This window comes from Actinomadura parmotrematis, assembly GCF_019458805.1.
Lineage (GTDB): Bacteria > Actinomycetota > Actinomycetes > Streptosporangiales > Streptosporangiaceae > Spirillospora > Spirillospora parmotrematis.
Genome location: NZ_JAIBOA010000016.1, coordinates 42651 through 60003, shown reverse-complemented (window position 1 = coordinate 60003; position 17353 = coordinate 42651). Strand labels below are relative to the sequence as shown.

The window sequence follows — 17353 nt, the reverse complement described above, 5'->3', positions numbered from 1 at the left end:
CGCCCGGAGCCTATGCCGGTGCTTGACGATCTGTCATGGGCGTTGTCGATCTATGCCGAAAAAGGGGCGTCCCGAACTCGATCTCGGTCCCGGGCATCTGTGCGGGAAGAGCGGTCGGCACCGTCGCGGTACCGCTCGGAAAGGGGCGTGACCATGCCCGCGGACCTCCCGCAGGCGCCGGACCGGGAGCCGGCGCCGCGTCCCCCGGAGCCCGGCTCCGGCGGGCCCGAAATGTCGCGCCGCACGATGCTGCTGCTCGGCGGCGTCTGCAGCGTCGCCGTCCTCGGCGTGCTCGGCCTCACCCTGCTGGTCGGCGGGGCGCACGCGCGCGGCGGGCACGGCGGCGGCCTGGAGACGCTGGACGCCTCCGCGCAGGCCGCGCCCGCCGGGACGGCGGGCGGCCCCGTCACCGTCCCGCCGGTCGCCGGGCACGGCTCGATGACGGCCGTCGCGCGGCTCGCCGCGCGCCGCATCCCGCTCGGCGCGCTGATCCGGGTGCCGTCGTCGCGGCCCGCCGGCACCGTCGTCCGCAGCTACCCGGCGGGCGGCAGCCGCGTCGCGCCGGGCCTGCCGGTCACCCTGTACGTGTCGGGCGGCCAGGGCGGGTCGGTGACCGGCACCCGCGTCGTCGTCCCCTTCTTCGGCGGCCGCACCGCCGAGCAGGCCCGCGCCACGGCCGCGGGGCTCGGCCTCGGCGTGCGGGCGCCGGCGGGCGGCGGCACCGTCACTGGGCAGGCGCCGGCGCCCGGCACCGTCGCGCAGCGCGGCTCGGTGATCACCCTGACGCTCGGGGGCGGCTGACGGGGCGGGTGTGACGCAGCTCATTCCCTGACGCGGCAGATAACCGGCCGTCGTCCCGTTGGACCTCTCGGAACACCCCGCGACCGAGAGGCAGACGACATGAGCACGACCGAGGGCATGCTGGCGCTGGAGCAGGCGGCGCAGGAACTGCTGTTCACCGAGGCGCGCACCGCCAACACCTTCACCGACGAGCCGGTGAGCACCGAGCAGGTCCAGGCCATCTACGACCTCGTCAAGTGGGGCCCGACCGCGATGAACACCCAGCCGCTCCGGCTGGTCGCGGTGCGCAGCCCCGAGGCCCGCGAGCGGCTCGTGGCGCACATGGCCGACGGCAACAAGGCCAAGACCGCGAGCGCCCCGCTGACCCTCATCGTCACCTCCGACGCCGACTTCCACGAACACCTGCCGCAGGTGTTCCCGCACAAGCCCGACGCCCGCGACATGATGGCCGCCAACCCCGGCCGCGAGCAGATGGCCCGCTTCAACGCCTCCATCCAGCTCGGCTACCTCATCGTCGGCATCCGCGCCGCCGGACTCGCCGCCGGCCCGATGGCCGGGTTCGACGCCGAGGGCCTGAAGAAGGAGTTCCTCGCCGACACCAACCAGCACGTCGTCGCGGTGGTGAACGTCGGCAAGCCCGGCCCCGACGCCTGGTTCCCGCGCAACCCGCGCCTGGACTACGCCCAGGTCGTCACCGAGGTCTGATCCCGGCCTGCGAGGATCCCTCCATGGCCGAGTCCCCCGCCGCCGCCGTCCCGCCGCGCTCCGCCGAGCGCGGCGGGCGGATCGCCGTCGTCCTCATCCTCGGGACGCTGAGCGCGCTCGCCCCGCTGTCGATCGACATGTACCTGCCGGCCCTGCCGCGGCTGACCGGCGACCTGTCGACCGGCCCGGCGACCGCGCAGCTCACGCTGACGGCGTGCGTGGTGGGGCTGTCCCTCGGCCAGGCCGTCGCCGGGCCGACGAGCGACGCCTGGGGGCGCCGCCGCCCCCTGCTCATCGGCCTGGCGGCCTACGCGCTCGCCTCCCTCGTCTGCGCCGTCGCGCCGACCGTCCAGACGCTCATCGCGCTCCGGCTCGTGCAGGGCGCGGCGGGCGCCGCCGGCATCGTCATCGCCCGCGCCGTGGTGCGCGACCTGTACGACGGGCCCGAGGCGGCGCGCTTCTTCTCCGTCCTCATGCTGGTCAACGGGCTGGCGCCGATCGCGGCGCCGCTGCTCGGCGGCCAGCTCCTCCGCGTGGTGCCCTGGCCGGGCATCTTCGCCGTGCTGACCGCGATCGGCGTCGCGCTGCTGCTCGCCGTCCTCGCCGGGCTGCCCGAGACGCTCCCGCCGGACCGGCGCGCGTCCGGCGGCCTGGCCGCCACCCTGCGCGCCTTCCGGACCCTGCTGGCCGACCGGGCGTTCGTCGGGTACTGCGCCACCATCGGCCTGTCGTTCGCGGCGCTGTTCACCTACATCTCCGGGGCGCCGTTCGTCCTGGAGAAGGGCCACGGCCTGTCCGAGCAGGCGTTCAGCCTCGCCTTCGGCGTCAACTCCCTCGGCATCCTCGCCACGGGCGCGCTGAACGGCCGCCTCGTCGGCCGGGTGCCGCTCGGCCGCCTGCTCGCCGCCGGCCTCGCCGTCGTCGCGGCGGGCGCCGCGCTCCTCCTCGCCGCCGCCCTCGCGGGCGCGGGCCTGCCGCTCATGCTCCCGGCGCTGTTCCTCGTCGCCGCCGGGCAGGGCCTCGTCATGCCGAACGCGACGGCGCTCGCCCTGTCGGGCCGCCCCCAGCGGATCGCGGGCAGCGCCTCGGCGCTCCTCGGCGTCGCCCAGTTCGCCATCGGCGGCCTCGCCGCGCCCCTGGCCCACACCGACACCTCGATGGCCGCCACCATCGCCGCCCTGGCAGCCGCCGCCGTCCTGACCTCCCTCCTCACCACCCGCCCGGCCCCCGCCTGACGCGCTGCTCCGCCCCCTGCCGCAGCGACAGCTTCGCCGAATGCCACTCCAGAGCCCTCCCCCGATCGCCCAGCACCTCGTAGAGCAGCCCCAGCGTCTCCGCGCCGCTCCGCTCGCCTTCGGCGAACGCCGCCGACTGCTCGGCCACGAGCGCCCGCTCCATTTCCGCGCTTTCGGCGGCCCGGTCCGACGCCGCCAGGATCCTGACGAGCTGCACGCGCGCCTCGACGTTCACGGGGGCGCCGAGCCGCAGCCATTCCTCGGCCTCCTCGTCCCGCCAGGCGTCGACGAGCAGGAGCCCGAGTTCGGCCGCGGCCTCGGTGTCACCGGCGCGGGCGGCCTCGCGGTACCAGCGCATCGCCTCCTGCGTCTCAAGCCTGCTCTCCAAAAGGAGGGCCAGATTGACGCAGGCGTCCCTCTCTCCCCCAGCGGCGGCCGCGCGCCATAGCGCTTCGGCTTCTTCCGTCTCGTCGCGGTCGCGAAGGAGGCAGGCCAGACTGTTCGCGGCCTTGTGACTCCCGGCCTCGGCGGCTTTCCGGAACCAGTGCATGGCGGTGTCGTACTCGCCGTAATAGCGGTCCTCGTAGGCCAGAGTGAGCATGGCTTCCAGCGAACCCCGCTCGGCCGCCCGGACGTACCAGCGGCGGGCCCTCGGCCAGTCGCCCAGCTCGTCCAGCAGCAGTCCCAGCATGCCCATTGCGTCGACGTCGCCCGCCTCGGCCCCTCGCCGCGCCCAGGCGACGGCCTCGTACGGGCGGTCCTCGCCCTTCTCCAGCAGTGCGAGGGACAAGCAGGCGTCGGTGTTTCCCTCGCCCGCCGCCTCCAAGTAGTGCCGGCGGGCGGCGGTCGCGTCTCCGGCCTCGCCGGCCCGCTCGCCGCGCGCCCACGCTTCCGCGCCCCTGCCCATGAGCCTGGATTATGCCGGTCCAGCGGACTCCGCCGCGGTCCGCGCTCGGGCATGCCGGCTCCTTCCGGCGTTGACGGCCCGGCCGTCCGCGCTCTAGCTTGCCAGGCAAGACCGACCGGTCGGTATGTTCGTGGTGGGTGCGTTGAGGAGGCGGCGATGAGCACTGTCGAGACCGTGCGGGGGCCTGTGGAGACCGGGGCCCTCGGCCGGACCTACATGCACGAGCACATCTTCGTCCTCGGCGCCGAGAACGTGCAGAACTACGGCGCGGGCGCCTGGTGGGACGAGGAGGCGCGGGTCGCCGACGCCGTCGCCAAGCTCCGCGACCTCGCCGCGCAGGGCGTCTCGACGATCGCCGACCCGACGGTGTGGGGCCTCGGCCGCTACATCCCGCGCGTCCAGCGGATCGCCGAGCAGGTCCCCGAGCTCAACATCGTCGTGGCGACCGGCATCTACTCCTACAACGACGTGCCGTTCCAGTTCCACCACCGCGGCCCCGGCACGCTGCTGGACGACGGCACCGAGCCGATGACCGACGACTTCGTCCGCGACCTCACCGAGGGCATCGCCGGCACCGGCGTGAAGGCGGCGTTCCTGAAGTGCGCCATCGACGCGCCCGGCCTCACCCCCGGCGTGGAGCGGATCCTGCGGGCCGTCGCGGGCGCGCACCGGGCGACCGGCGCGCCCGTCACCGTGCACACCGAGAGCAGTATCGAGGCGGGCCGGATCGTGGTGGACCTGCTCGGCCGGGAGGGCGTCGACCTCGCCAAGGTCGTCATCGGCCACGCCGGCGACTCCACCGACCTGGACTACCTGACGGCGCTCGCCGACACCGGCGCGATCCTCGGCATGGACCGCTTCGGCCTGGACATCATCAACCCCACCGACGCCCGCGTCGCCACCATCGCCGCCCTCTGCGAGCGCGGCTACGCCGACCGGATGGTGCTGTCGCACGACGCGAGCTGCTACATGGACTGGTTCGGCCCCGACCCCGAGCTGATGCGCTCGGCCGCGCCCAACTGGCACTACCGGCACATCGACCAGGACGTCATCCCCGCGCTCCGCGCCGCGGGAGTCACGGGCGCCCAGATCGACCAGATGCTCGTGGAGAACCCGCGCCGCTACTTCACCAGCGCCTGACCCCCGGCCGCCCTATATCCTCCTGTATCGGAACGGCCGGCGCGCTATAGCCATTTTGGGATAGTGACGGCGGCGCCCGGCGCACCCAAGGATCTTCTTGACGTGCGCCCGCACGCCGCGACGGCCGCGCGGCCCCGAGGAGGACCGGACAGGTGAGCCAGACCCACGACCGGCAGGGGTCGGGATCGGGTGCGATCCTGCTCCTCGTCGTGCTGGCCGCCGTCGCCGCCTACGTGTTCGGCCGCCCCCTGCTGCAGGGGGGCGGCGAGGACGGCGCGAGCGCGGTGCCCGCCCCCGTCGCGACCAGCACCCGGATCGGGCAGAAGCCGAGCGGCCGCAAGCCCGGCGTCGTCAACATCGAGGCCGAGCAGGGCCTGCGCGGCCTCCGCTCGGCGGGCACCGGCATCGTGCTGGACGCCTCCGGGCTGGTGCTCACCAACAACCACGTCATCCAGGGCTCCACCGCGATCACCGGCACCGACACCGACGACGGGCGCGCCTACCCCGCCGAGGTCGTCGGCTACGACAAGGCCGGCGACCTCGCCGTCATCCGCCTCACCGGCGCGGCCGGGCTGAAGGCCGCCCGGTTCGGCGACTCGCGCGACGTGCGGGTGGACGACCCGGTCACCGCCGTCGGCAACGCCGGCGGCAAGGGCGGCACCCCGGCGGTCGTCACCGGCAGGGTCCTGTCGCTGGAGCAGACCGTCACCGCGACCGACCAGAGCGACGGCGGCAGCGAGCGCCTCACCGGCCTCATCGAGACGAGCGCGCCGATCCAGCCGGGCGACTCGGGCGGGCCGCTGCTGGACACCGACGGTCGCGTCATCGGGATCAACACCGCCGCGTCCGGCGACTTCACCATGAAGAAGGGCAAGAGCGCCACGCACCGCGGCTACGCGATCCCCGCCGCGCGCGCCCTGGAGGTCGCCGGCAGGATCGCCCGCGGGGACGCCTCGGGCGGCGTCCACCTCGGCCGCACCGCGCTGCTCGGCGTGCAGGTGCGCGCCGACACCGGGCCCGACGGCACCACCGCCGCCACCGGGGCGCGGGTCGTGGACGTCGTCCCCGACACCCCGGCCGACCGGGCGGGCCTCCGCAAGGACGCCGTCATCCGCACCGTGGACGGCGAGCCGGTCGGCTCCCCCGCCGAGCTGACCGAGCTGATGCTCGCCCGCCATCCCGGCGACACCGTCCGCCTGGAGTGGACCGACCCGGCCGGCGGATCCCGCACCGCCGACGTCCGCCTGGTCGAGGGCCCCGCCCAGTAGGGCGGTCAGCGCTCGTCCCACTCCACCGGCAGCGTCTGCAGGCCGCGGCCGACCATGCTCTTGCGGTAGGCGGGCGGCGGGGCGGCGGTGTCGAGGCGGAGGCTCGGCAGGCGGGCGGTGAGCCGCTCGACCGCGATCTCCATCTTCAGCCGGCTGAGCGCGGCGCCCACGCAATGGTGCACGCCGTAACCGAAGACCAGGTGGTCGCGGGCGTTCGGGCGGCGGACGTCGAACCGCTCGGGGTCGGGGAACACCCGCTCGTCGTGCCCGGCCGAGTCGCTGTGCAGCAGCACCTGCGCGCCCGCCGGGATCGTCGTGCCGTGCAGCTCGACGGCGCGGGTGGTGGTGCGGAAGCTGCCGAGGCTCGCGCCGTCCAGCCGGAACGACTCCTCGATCATGCCCGGGCGCAGGGCCGGGTCGGCGACGATCTCGTCCCAGACGGCGCGCTCGCGCAGCAGCCGGTGGACGGCGTTGGACAGGCCGTTCGGGACGGTGTCGTTGCCGCCGAGCAGCAGCGCGCTGATGGTCTCGACGACCTCGCGGTGCGAGAGGCCGTCCGGGCCGGTGTCGATGAGCTCGGCCATCAGCGAGACGAAGTCGGCGCGCGGCTCGGCGCGGCGGGCGGTGACGAGCCGGTCGACGTAGTCGAGGTACTTGAGGAAGTCGGCGGCGAGCTCGCGCTGCCGCTCGGGCGTCTGCGGCGACAGGAACAGCTGGAACCACGACAGCACCCAGTGCTTGACGTCCTCCTCGTCTTCGGGCGGGACGCCGATGAAGACGGCGGCCAGCCGCGCGGACGGCAGGTGCGCGATGTCGGCGACGAAGTCGGCCTTGCCGTTCGGCACGACCGCGTCCAGGGCGGCGTCCACCTTGCCGCGGAACGACTCGCCGAGGCGGGCGACGGCGCGCGGGGTGAAGGCGCGCGAGATGGCCCGGCGGATGCGGGTGTGCTTGGGCGGGTCGACGTTGGCGGCGAAGTCGTCGAGGAACGACTCGTGGTCGCCGAGCATGTCCCTGACCTCGGGCGTCAGCGTCCGCGAGATGGTGAGCGACCCGATGCTGGAGAACGTGGCGTTGTCGCGGTAGGCGTTGCGGACGTCGTCGTGGCGGGTGAGCACCCACATGCGCAGGTGGTCGCTCCAGAAGACGGGCCGTTCGTCGCGCAGGCGCCGCAGGAAGGGGTAGGGGTCGGCGACGTGCCAGTCGGCGGTGACGTCGAAGTCGGTGGCGGTGCGCGGGTCGGAGGTGCCGGCGGCCGGCGCGCCGGTCATGCCGCGCCGCCGGACAAGATGGCGCGGGGGTTGGTCACGAGCATGGCGTGGATCTGCTCCTCGGTGACGCCGGCGGCGCGCAGCGCGGGCAGCACGTCGCGGGAGATGTGCAGCAGGTGGTAGTTGGGGTGGCGCCGCTTCACCACCACCGGGTCGAAGCGGTCGTTGAAGCAGTAGGAGTCGTGGGACAGGACCATCCGGCCGGCGTGGCCGCGCTCGCACATCGCGACGACGGTCGCGACCCGGTCCTGGAAGGAGGTGAACTCGATGCCGAAGCGGTCCATGCCGATGTAGGACCCGGCGGCGATCAGCTCCTCCAGGTAGGCGAGGTCGGTGGAGTCGCCGGCGTGGCCGATGACCACGCGGGACAGGTCCACTCCCTCCTCGGCCAGGAGTTTCTGCTGGTCCAGCCCATTGCGGGTGGACGACTCGCTGTGCGTGGTGATCGGCACGCCCGTCTCGCGGTGCGCGGCGGCGACGGCGCGGATCACCCGCTCGACGCCCGGGGTGATGCCCTGCCGCCCGGTCGCGCACTTGAGCATCCCGGCGCGCACGCCGGTGCGGCCGATGCCCTCGGTGATGTCGCGGACGAAGAACTCCGCGAGGCGGTCCTCCCCGCCGAACAGCGTCCCGGGGCCGCGGTTGCCGAAGTAGGCGGGCAGCGCGTCGTAGGTGTAGAGGCCGGTCGCGGCGACGATGTTGACCTCGGTCAGCTCGGCGACGCGCTGCACCGCGGGCACGTACCGGCCGAGGCCGATGACGGTGAGGTCGACGATCGTGTCGACGCCCGCGGCCTTCAGCTCGTCCAGCTTCCCGGCGGCCTCGCGGGCCCGCTCCTCCAGGTCCCAGCCCTCGGGGATGTCGGGCCAGTTCCACAGGATCTCCGGGGACAGGCCGAACACGTGCTCGTGCATCAGGGTGACGCCGGGGTCGGCGACCGGCCCCCGCACCGTCTCGATCATGGATCCTCCGGGGTGGTCAGGCGCTCGGGACCAGCGGGAACGTCGGGTGCTCGAAGGGGCGGTTCACCGCGAGCCCGAGGCCGTCGGTCTGCCCGTAGGGGGCGCCGGTGTAGAGGGCTGCGGCGTCGAAGTAGGTCGCGGTGAACGACAGGCGGGGGCGGTCGCGGCGGTTGGCGGGCGCGCCGTGGATCACCAGGCTGTGGTGGACGGTCGCGTCGCCGGCCCGCATGTCGTGCGGCGGGGACATCTCCAGGTCCGCCAGCCAGGGGTGCTGGCTGAGGGCGTCGTCGTCCGCGCGCACGAAGCTGCGGCCGAGCGGCCCGTAGAGGTGCGAGCGCTCGTAGAAGCGCAGCGACCCCATGTCGGCGGGGATGTCGTCGAGGGCGAGCCAGAGCGTCAGCATGGCCGAGCGGTCCATCGGCATCCACGGGAAGTCCTGGTGGAAGACCGTCGCGCCGTGCCCGTCGGCGCCCGCCGGCTCCTTGATCAGCAGGTTGGTGACCTGGAGGCGGACCGCGTCCACGCCGACCAGCAGCCGGGACGCGCCGCGGGCGAGCGCCGGGGACAGCGCGAGCGCGGCGAACGCCTCGTCGTGGCGGGCGATGTCGCGGTCCTGGCCGAACGCCTGGTCGACGTAGCTGTTGCGGAACGCGCCGCGCCGCTCGGCGAGCCGGTCCAGGGCGCGGTCGCGCAGCCCGGCGACGAAGTCCGCGCCGACGAGGCCGGGCAGCAGGGCCCAGCCGCGGGAGCGGAACGCGGCGACCTCGTCCTCGGTCACGTCGCGCACGGGTGCGGGGTGCGGGGAGATGCCCATGGCCGTGACGGTAACGCCGGAACCGGATCACGAGCAAGCGCTTGGTATATCCTGCCCGGCATGCGCCCCTTCCGCTTCGCCGCCGTGCTGCGCTCGGCCGCCTCCGGCCGCGAGTGGGCCGCCAAGGCGCGCCGCCTGGAGGACTCCGGCTACGGCGCCCTCTACGTCCCCGACCACCTGGTCGGCCCGCGGTTCGCGCCGCTCGCCGCCATGACGGCCGCCGCCTGCGCGACGAGCACGCTGCGCGTCGGCACCCTGGTGTTCGCCAACGATTACCGCCACCCGGCTGTCCTCGCGAAGGAGGCCGCGTCCCTGGACGTGCTGTCGGACGGCCGCCTGGAGTTCGGGCTCGGCACCGGCTGGATGGCGCAGGACTACCACCGCGCGGGCCTGCCCCTCGACCCGCCCGGCACGCGGGTGGACCGGCTCGTCGAGGCCATCGCGGTGATGCGCGGCCTCTGGCGCGGCGGCCCGTTCTCCTTCGCCGGCGAGCACTACACGATCGACGCCCTGGAGCAGGAGCCGCCGCCGGTGCAGCGGCCCGGCCCGCCGCTGCTGCTCGGCAGCGGCGGCCCGCGCATGCTCCGCCTCGCCGCCCGCGAGGCCGACATCGTCAACCTCACCCTGCGGGTGCGCGCCGACGGCACCGGCCCCGACACCGGCGACGGCGGCCCCGACGCCTTCGCCCGCAAGATCGACATCGTCCGCGAGGCGGCCGGGGACCGGTTCGCCGCGATCGAGCTCGGCACCTCGATCCTCCAGGTCGGCGCCCCGCGCGACGCCGCGTCCTGGAGCGCCGCCGCGCCCGCCGCGCAGGCCGGCACCCCGCAGATCCTCGCCGGCGGCCCGGCCGAGATGGCCGACCGGCTCCGCCACTGGCGCGAGACGCTCGGCCTCACCCACTTCGTCCTCCACCACGAGACCGACCTGGACGCGTTCGCGCCGGTCGTCGCCGAATTGGCGGCCATCTGAAAAACCCGATCTGCCGCTATGTGAGCGGGACGTCACCAAAAGCATCCGAAGCGGCCGCCCGGCGCGTAGCATCGGGGCATCCCGACGCCCCCCGAGGTGGTCATGACGGCTTCCCCGATCCACGGCCCCGCGCGCACTCCCTCCCCGGGCAACCTGCCCGCCGAGATGACCAGCTTCGTCGGCCGGCGCGCCGAGCTCGGCGAGGTGCTGGACTCGCTGGAGCGGTTCCGCCTCATCACGCTGTGCGGCCCCGGCGGGGTCGGCAAGACCCGCCTGGCGCTGCGCGCCGCCACCGCCCTGCGCACCGCCTACCCCGACGGCGCCTGGGTGGTGGAGCTGTCGGGCGTCCGCGACCCCGCGCTCCTCGCCCGCGCGGTCTGCGACACGCTGCGGGTGTCCGACCACGCCGCCGGCGACCCCCTGGACCGGCTGGCCCGCCACCTCGCCGGGCGCCGCCTGCTGCTCGTGCTCGACACCTGCGAGCACCTGGTGGACGCCTGCGCCGTCCTCGCCGAGACGCTGGTGCGCGCCGCGCCCGGCCTCCGCGTGCTCGCCACCAGCCGCGAGCCCCTCGACGTCATCGGCGAGCGCACCCTCGCGCTCGCCCCGCTCGCCGTCCCCCCCGAGGACGGCGGCCGCGCGGGCGGCGTGAACGGCGGCTGCGAGTCGGTCGAGCTGTTCGCCGACCGCGCGCACGCGGTGCGGCCCGGCTTCGCCGTCACCGACGCCAACCGCGCCTTCGTCGCCCGGCTCTGCCGCCGCCTGGACGGCATCCCGCTCGCCATCGAGCTCGCCGCCGTCCGGCTGCGGGCCATGTCGGTCGAGCAGATCGTCGAGCGCCTCGACGACCGGTTCCGGCTGCTCGGCACCGCCCGCGCCAGCCAGGGCCGCCACCAGACGCTGCGCGCCGCCGTCGAGTGGAGCCACGCCCTCTGCACCGGCGACGAGAAGCTGCTGTGGGCGCGGCTGTCGGTGTTCCCCGCCGGGTTCGACCTGGACGCCGCCGAGGCGGTCTGCGCGGGCGACGACCTCGGCGCCGGGGGCCTGTTCGAGGTGCTCGGGCGGCTGGTCGACAAGTCCGTCGTCGGCTACGACCCGGCGCGCCGCCGCTACCGCATGCTCGACACGCTGCGCGAGTACGGCGCCGAGCTGCTCGCCGCGGCCGGCGGCACCGGGGAACTGCGCGACCGCCACACCGCCCACTGCCTGGCGCTCGTCGAGCACGCCGCCGCGGGCTCGCTCGGCGAGCGGCAGATGGAGCTGCTCGCCGGCCTGCACGCCGAGCTGCACAACCTGCGCGCCGCCCTCGACCACGCCCTCACCACGCCCGGCCGCGAGGCGGCGGCGTTCCGGATGCTGCGGCTGCTGCACCACTTCTGGGTCGCCTACGGCATCTTCGGCGAGGGCCGCGCGTGGCTCGCCCGCGCCCTCGCGCCCAGCCTGGCGGGCCGCGCCCCCGGCGGCGCCGAGCGCGGCTGGGTCGTCTACTCGGCGGCCCTGCTCGCCGCCTGGCAGGGCGACACCGCCGAGGGCCGCCGCCTCATCGAGGAGGCCGAGGCGCTCGCCGGCGACGACGCCGACCTCGCCGCCCACCTCCTGCAGACCCGCGCGGCCATCCTGTTCACCGAGGGCGACATGCGGGCGTCCCGCGACGCCGACGAGAAGGCCATCGCCGCCTACGCCGAGGTCGGCCACAACGACGCCTACTCGCTGACCTGCTACCCGCACCTCTGCATGACCCACATGCTGCTCGGCGACGCCGCCGCGGCCGCCGACATCGCCGAGCGCGGCCTGCGCGCCAGCGACGCCACCGGCGAGCGCTGGGGCCGCGCCTACACCCAGCTCACCCGCGGCCTGGTCCGCTCGGCCCTCGGCGACCACGCCGGCGGCCTGGAGGACGCCTTCGCCGGCCTCGCCGTCAACGAGGCCACCGGCGAACTGCACGGCGCCACCATCTCCCTCGACCTCGCCGCGATCTGCCTGGTCGGCATGGGCCGGTTCGCGCGCGGCGCCACGCTGATCGGCGCGACCCGCACCTTCTGGGAGAGCATGAACTCCCCGACGCTCGGGCCCGGCTACCTCCAGCTCATGGAGGGCGTCCTCCAGCAGGCCCGCGCCGGCCTCGGCGACCGCGCGACCGACGAGGCCCTCGCGCGCGGCGCGGCGCTCTCGCTGGCCGAGGCGGCGGCGGTGGCGCGCGGCGACGGCGCCCCCGCGACCGGCCGCGTCCCCGAGACGCCCGCCGAGGCGCGCCTCAGCCCCCGCGAGACGGAGGTCGCCGAGCTCGTCGCGGGCGGCCTCACCAACCGGGAGATCGCCCGGCGCCTCGTCATCGCCAAGCGCACCGTCGACTCCCACGTCGAGCACATCCTCGCCAAGCTCGGCGTCGCCTCCCGCACCCAGATCGCCACCTGGATCACCGAGCACCGCCCCCGCTGAGCGCCGCCCCGCCGGACGCGGCGCGCTCCGATCCGTCATCGGCCGGACCCGGATCGTCACACCGGCGTAGCATTCGGCGGGTGACGCATGCTGTTCCCGACCAGCGCACCGGGCGGCTGCCCGCCGAGGTGACCAGCTTCATCGGCCGCCGGGACGAGCTGGCCGCCATCGAGCGCGCCCTCGGCGAGTCCCGCCTGGTGACGCTGTGCGGCCCGGGCGGCGTCGGCAAGTCCCGCCTCGCCCTCCGCGCCGCCGCCGCGCTGCACGGCGTGTTCCCCGACGGCGTCCACCTGGTGGAGCTGTCGGGCCTCCGCGACCCGGCGCTGCTCGCCGACGCCATCGCCGACGCGCTCCGCCTGCCCCACCCGGCCGGCGACCCGCTGGACCTGCTCGCCGAGCACCTCGCCGGCCGCCGCGCCCTGCTCGTGCTGGACACCTGCGAGCACCTGGTGGACGCCTGCGCGCTCCTCGTGGAGGTGCTGGTGCGCGCCTCCCCCGGCCTGGCGATCATCGCGACGAGCCGCGAGCCGCTGGACGTCATCGGCGAGACGACCGTCCCCGTCGGCCCGCTCGCGGTGCCGCCGCCGGGCGGGCCGGTCGAGGGCAGCGACGCGGTCGCGCTGTTCGCCGACCGCGCCGCCGCGATCTGCCCGGCGTTCGCGGTCGACGACGCCGGCCGGGAGGCCGTCGCGCAGCTCTGCCGCCGCCTGGACGGCATCCCCCTCGCCATCGAGCTCGCCGCCGCCCGGCTGCGGGTGATGTCGGTCGAGCAGCTCCTCGCCCGCCTCGGCGACCGGTTCCGGCTGCTCGGCACCGCCCGCGCCGCCCAGCCCCGGCACCAGACGCTGCGCGCCACGGTGAGCTGGAGCCACGACCTCTGCACCGCCGACGAGCGGCTGCTCTGGGCGCGGCTGTCGGTGTTCCCCGGCGCCTTCGACCTGGAGGCCGCCGAGGCGGTCTGCGCCGACGAGCGGCTGCCCGCCGGCGCCGTCCTCGGCGTGCTGAGCCGGCTCGTCGACAAATCGGTGGTGCGCTACCACCCGGTCCGCCAGCGCTACCGGATGCTCGCCACCCTCGCCGAGTTCGGCGCCGAGCTGCTGGACGACGGCGCCCGCGCCGCGCTCGTCCGCCGCCACCGCGACCACGTCATCGCGCTCGCCGAGGAGGCCGACGCGCACCGCCTCGCCCGCGCCCGCCCGGCGTGGGCGCGGGTGCTGCGGGCGGCCGGCGCCGACCTGCGGACGGCGCTGGAATGGTCGCTGGCGACGCCGGGCGAGGAGGAGGCGGGGCTCCGCCTGGCGGTGCTGCTCCGCGAGTTCTGGTGCGCGGCGGGCCGGTTCGGCGAGGGCCGCGCCTGGTTCCGGCGGGCGCTCGCCCGCACCGGCGACGGCGCGCCCGGACGCGGCTGGGCGCTGTTCGGCGCCGGGCAGTTCGCCATCGTCCAGGACGACCTCGACGACGCCGCCGACCTGCTGGCCGAGGCGCTGCGTACGGCCGAGGACGCCGGCGACGCGGTGCTGCGCGCGCACGTCGTGCAGGCCCAGGGCCGCGTGCGCTACCACCGCGGCGACCCCGAGGGCGCCATCGAGCTGTACCGGCGGGCCGAGGACGCCTACGCGCGCGACGGCGGCCACCGCGACCCGACCGCCCTGCTGGTGTTCTGCGACCTCGGCGCCGCGCACGCGATGCGCGGCGACCTCGCGGAGGCGGCCGCGTGCTGCGAGCGCGGGCTCGCCGCCTGCGACCGCACCGGCGAGCAGTGGGCCCGCGCGTTCGTGCAGTGGATGCGCGGCGGCGTCCGCTGGCTGGCCGGCGACGCCGAGAGCGCCCGGCGGGACGCGCGCGCCGTGCTCCGCCTCCAGCACGAGCAAGGCGACCTGCCCGGCACCGTCATGGCGCTGGACCTGCTGCTGGTCACCGCGCAGGCGCTCGGCGACCCCGCCCGCGCCCTGGTGCTCGCGGGCACCACCCGGCGGCTCTGGACCGAGCTGCGCGCCCCGGTGCGCGGCCCCTTCTACGCCGCGCTGCGGACCGAGGCGATCGCCGCCGCCGAGGCGGCGCTCGGCCCGGACGCGGCCCGCGCCGCGCGGCGGCGGGGCGCGGCGTTCCCGCTCGCCGACGCCGTCGCCTACGCGCTCGGCGAGGGCGTCCCGGCGGCCGCGGACGACGACGGGGCGGTCCTCACCCGCCGCGAGCGGGAGGTGGCGCTGCTGGTCGCCGAGGGCCTCACCAACCGCGCCATCGCCGGGCGGCTCGTCATCGCCAAGCGCACCGCCGACTCCCACATCGAGCACATCCTCGCCAAGCTCGGCTTCACCTCGCGCACCCAGATCGCCGCCTGGATCGCGTCCCGGCCCGCGCCCGTCCGCGCGGACAGCGCGGACGGCACGGGCCACGCGGGCCGCAAGCTCAGCTGAAACCGGGCGCCCTGCCGGAACGGGCCTCCGGCGTGCCAGAGTGGAAGCGGCTTTTCCGTGCATGACGATGGGGATGGGAAGAATGGCCCGCAAAGCGCCCGGTGACGACTTCGACGATGCGGGAACGGAGGTCGGTGCGCCCAAGGAGTGGGCGGCGGGCGTCCCCGGCGTCACCGCGGCGCTCCGCCAGTCCTACGCGCAGATGGGCGCGGGCCGCACGCTGCTCACGCTCGCCCGCGTCAACCAGCGCAAGGGCTTCGACTGCCCCGGCTGCGCCTGGCCCGAAGGCGAGCGGCGGCACGTCGCCGAGTTCTGCGAGAACGGCGCGAAGGCCGTCGCCGAGGAGGCCACCACCCGCCGCGTCACCCGCGCGTTCTTCGCCGCGCACACCGTCGCCGAGCTCGGCGGGCGCACCGACCACTGGCTCGGCCAGCAGGGCCGCCTCACCGAGCCGATGCTGCTGCGCGAGGGGTCCGAGCACTACGAGCCGGTGCCGTGGGACGAGGCGCTCGCGCTGGTCGCGGACGAGCTCAACGCCCTCGACTCCCCCGACGAGGCGGTCTTCTACACCTCGGGCCGCACGAGCAACGAGGCGGCGTTCGCCTACCAGCTGTTCGTCCGCGCGTTCGGCACCAACAACCTGCCCGACTGCTCCAACATGTGCCACGAGTCGTCGGGATCGGCGCTGACCGAGACCATCGGCGTCGGTAAGGGCTCGGTGCTGCTGGAGGACCTGCACCGGGCCGACCTGATCTTCGTGGTCGGGCAGAACCCCGGCACGAACCACCCGCGCATGCTGTCGGCGCTGGAGGAGGCCAAGCGGGCGGGCGCCCGGATCGTCGCGGTCAACCCGCTGCCCGAGGCCGGCCTGCTGCGGTTCCGCAACCCGCAGCGGCCGTCCGGCGTCGTCGGGCGCGGCACCGCCCTCGCCGACCGGTTCGTGCAGATCCGGCTGAACGGCGACCTCGCCCTGTTCCAGGCCCTCAACCGGATGCTGCTGGAATCGGACGCCCCGGACGCGCTCGACCGGGCCTTCCTGGACGAGCACACCGCCGGGTTCGCCGAGTTCGCCGCGCACGTCCGCGGCCTGGACTGGGACGAGGTGCTGGAGGCGACCGGCGTCCCGCGCGCCGAGATCGAGGCGCTGCTCGGCGACGTCCTCGCCGCGAAGCGGATCGTGGTGTGCTGGGCGATGGGCCTCACCCAGCACCGCAACGCCGTCGCCACCATCCGCGAGGTCGTCAACTTCCTGCTGCTGCGCGGCAACATCGGCCGTCCCGGCGCGGGCGTCTGCCCGGTGCGCGGCCACTCCAACGTGCAGGGCGACCGCACGATGGGCATCTACGAGAAGCCCGCGCCGGCGTTCCTGGACGCCCTCGCCGCCGAGTTCGGCTTCGAGCCGCCGCGCGCGCACGGGCTGGACACCGTGGACGCCATCCGCGCCATGCGCGACGGCCGCGCCAAGGTGTTCTTCGCGATGGGCGGCAACTTCGTCCGCGCCACCCCCGACTCGGCCGTCACCGAGGCCGCCCTCCGCGCCTGCCGCCTCACCGTCCAGGTGTCCACCAAGCTCAACCGCTCGCACGCGGTGACCGGCGGGCGCGCGCTGATCCTGCCCGCCCTCGGCCGCACCGAGCGCGACGACCAGGCGGGCGGCGCGCAGTTCGTGTCGGTGGAGGACTCCATGGGCATGGTGCACGCCTCGCGCGGCCGCCTCGCGCCCGCCTCCCCGCACCTGCGGTCGGAGGTCGCGATCGTCTGCGGCCTCGCCCTCGCCGTCCAGAAGGACGCGCTGCGCCCGGACCGCGTCGGCCCGCACCTCGCCCCGCGCGCCAAGGCGCTCGCGGCGGCCGACTGGGCGGCCATGCGCGACGACTACGACGTCGTCCGCGACCACATCTCCCGCGTCGTGCCCGGCTTCGCCGACTTCAACGCCCGCGTGCGCGCCCCGGCCGGCTTCACGCTGCCGCACGCGCCGCGCGACGAGCGGCGCTTCCCCACCGCCACCGGCAAGGCCAACCTCACCGCCAACCCGCTGGAGGTGCTGCGGGTGCCGCCCGGCCGCCTGCTGCTGCAGACGGTGCGCAGCCACGACCAGTACAACACCACGATCTACGGCCTGGACGACCGCTACCGCGGCGTGAAGGCGGGCCGCCGCGTGGTGTTCGTGCACGCCGGCGACCTCGCCGAGCGCGGCCTCGCCGACGGCGCCCTCGTCGACCTGGTCTCGGAGTGGACCGACGGGTCCGAGCGCCGCGCCGAGGGCTTCCGGGCGATCGCCTACCCGACGGCGCGGGGCTGCGCGGCGGCCTACTTCCCCGAGACCAACGTCCTGGTCCCCCTCGACAGCACCGCCGAGATCAGCAACACGCCCGCGTCCAAGTCCGTCGTCATCCGCCTGGAACCCTCCCCGGAACGCTGA

At 75.4% G+C, this 17353-nt stretch carries 13 protein-coding genes; 9 read left to right on the top strand and 4 right to left on the bottom strand.

Annotated features, from left to right (window positions below):
- Positions 1–153: 153 nt before the first annotated feature.
- From K1Y72_RS23910 to K1Y72_RS23900, 3 genes are all read left to right on the top strand, one after another.
- On the top strand, positions 154–801 hold the full coding sequence (locus K1Y72_RS23910) for a PASTA domain-containing protein (RefSeq protein ID WP_220168674.1): 648 nt from the start codon (positions 154–156) through the stop codon (positions 799–801).
- Positions 802–900: 99 nt separating this feature from the next.
- Positions 901–1506, top strand: a complete 606-nt coding sequence (locus K1Y72_RS23905; protein ID WP_220168673.1) for a malonic semialdehyde reductase — start codon at positions 901–903, stop codon at positions 1504–1506.
- 23 nt (positions 1507–1529) lie between these two features.
- On the top strand, positions 1530–2741 hold the full coding sequence (locus K1Y72_RS23900) for a multidrug effflux MFS transporter (protein ID WP_220168672.1): 1212 nt from the start codon (positions 1530–1532) through the stop codon (positions 2739–2741).
- Here K1Y72_RS23900 and K1Y72_RS23895 read toward each other — a convergent pair.
- On the bottom strand, positions 2716–3648 hold the full coding sequence (locus K1Y72_RS23895; protein ID WP_220168671.1) for a tetratricopeptide repeat protein: 933 nt from the start codon (positions 3646–3648) through the stop codon (positions 2716–2718). The genes K1Y72_RS23900 and K1Y72_RS23895 overlap by 26 nt on opposite strands.
- Before the next feature lie 156 nt (positions 3649–3804).
- Here K1Y72_RS23895 and K1Y72_RS23890 point away from each other — a divergent pair, with 156 nt between their 5' ends.
- Both K1Y72_RS23890 and K1Y72_RS23885 read left to right on the top strand, forming a co-directional pair.
- On the top strand, positions 3805–4788 hold the full coding sequence (locus K1Y72_RS23890) for a phosphotriesterase family protein (RefSeq protein ID WP_220168670.1): 984 nt from the start codon (positions 3805–3807) through the stop codon (positions 4786–4788).
- A gap of 152 nt (positions 4789–4940) precedes the next feature.
- Positions 4941–6056, top strand: a complete 1116-nt coding sequence (locus K1Y72_RS23885) for a S1C family serine protease (protein WP_220168669.1) — start codon at positions 4941–4943, stop codon at positions 6054–6056.
- 5 nt (positions 6057–6061) lie between these two features.
- Here the strand turns inward: K1Y72_RS23885 and K1Y72_RS23880 are convergent, their stop codons facing one another.
- Genes K1Y72_RS23880 through K1Y72_RS23870 form a run of 3 tightly spaced genes read right to left on the bottom strand, consistent with a single transcriptional unit; the run spans position 6062 to position 9103 of the window.
- On the bottom strand, positions 6062–7327 hold the full coding sequence (locus K1Y72_RS23880; RefSeq protein ID WP_220168668.1) for a cytochrome P450: 1266 nt from the start codon (positions 7325–7327) through the stop codon (positions 6062–6064).
- Positions 7324–8289 (bottom strand): phosphotriesterase family protein, encoded by a 966-nt coding sequence (locus K1Y72_RS23875; RefSeq protein ID WP_220168667.1) that lies wholly within the window; start codon positions 8287–8289, stop codon positions 7324–7326. The genes K1Y72_RS23880 and K1Y72_RS23875 overlap by 4 nt, the downstream gene beginning before the upstream one ends.
- Positions 8290–8305: 16 nt before the next feature.
- Positions 8306–9103, bottom strand: a complete 798-nt coding sequence (locus K1Y72_RS23870) for a phytanoyl-CoA dioxygenase family protein (RefSeq protein WP_220168666.1) — start codon at positions 9101–9103, stop codon at positions 8306–8308.
- 60 nt (positions 9104–9163) lie between these two features.
- Here K1Y72_RS23870 and K1Y72_RS23865 point away from each other — a divergent pair, with 60 nt between their 5' ends.
- From K1Y72_RS23865 to K1Y72_RS23850, 4 genes are all read left to right on the top strand, one after another.
- Entirely contained in the window at positions 9164–10075 is a 912-nt protein-coding gene (locus tag K1Y72_RS23865; protein WP_220168665.1) for a TIGR03621 family F420-dependent LLM class oxidoreductase, read from the top strand.
- 102 nt (positions 10076–10177) lie between these two features.
- Positions 10178–12514: an ATP-binding protein gene (locus K1Y72_RS37305; RefSeq protein ID WP_308287202.1), complete on the top strand. Its 2337-nt coding sequence runs from the start codon at positions 10178–10180 to the stop codon at positions 12512–12514.
- An 80-nt stretch (positions 12515–12594) separates the two neighbouring features.
- Positions 12595–14931, top strand: a complete 2337-nt coding sequence (locus K1Y72_RS23855; protein ID WP_220168664.1) for an ATP-binding protein — start codon at positions 12595–12597, stop codon at positions 14929–14931.
- 82 nt (positions 14932–15013) lie between these two features.
- Positions 15014–17353: an FdhF/YdeP family oxidoreductase gene (locus tag K1Y72_RS23850; RefSeq protein ID WP_220168663.1), complete on the top strand. Its 2340-nt coding sequence runs from the start codon at positions 15014–15016 to the stop codon at positions 17351–17353.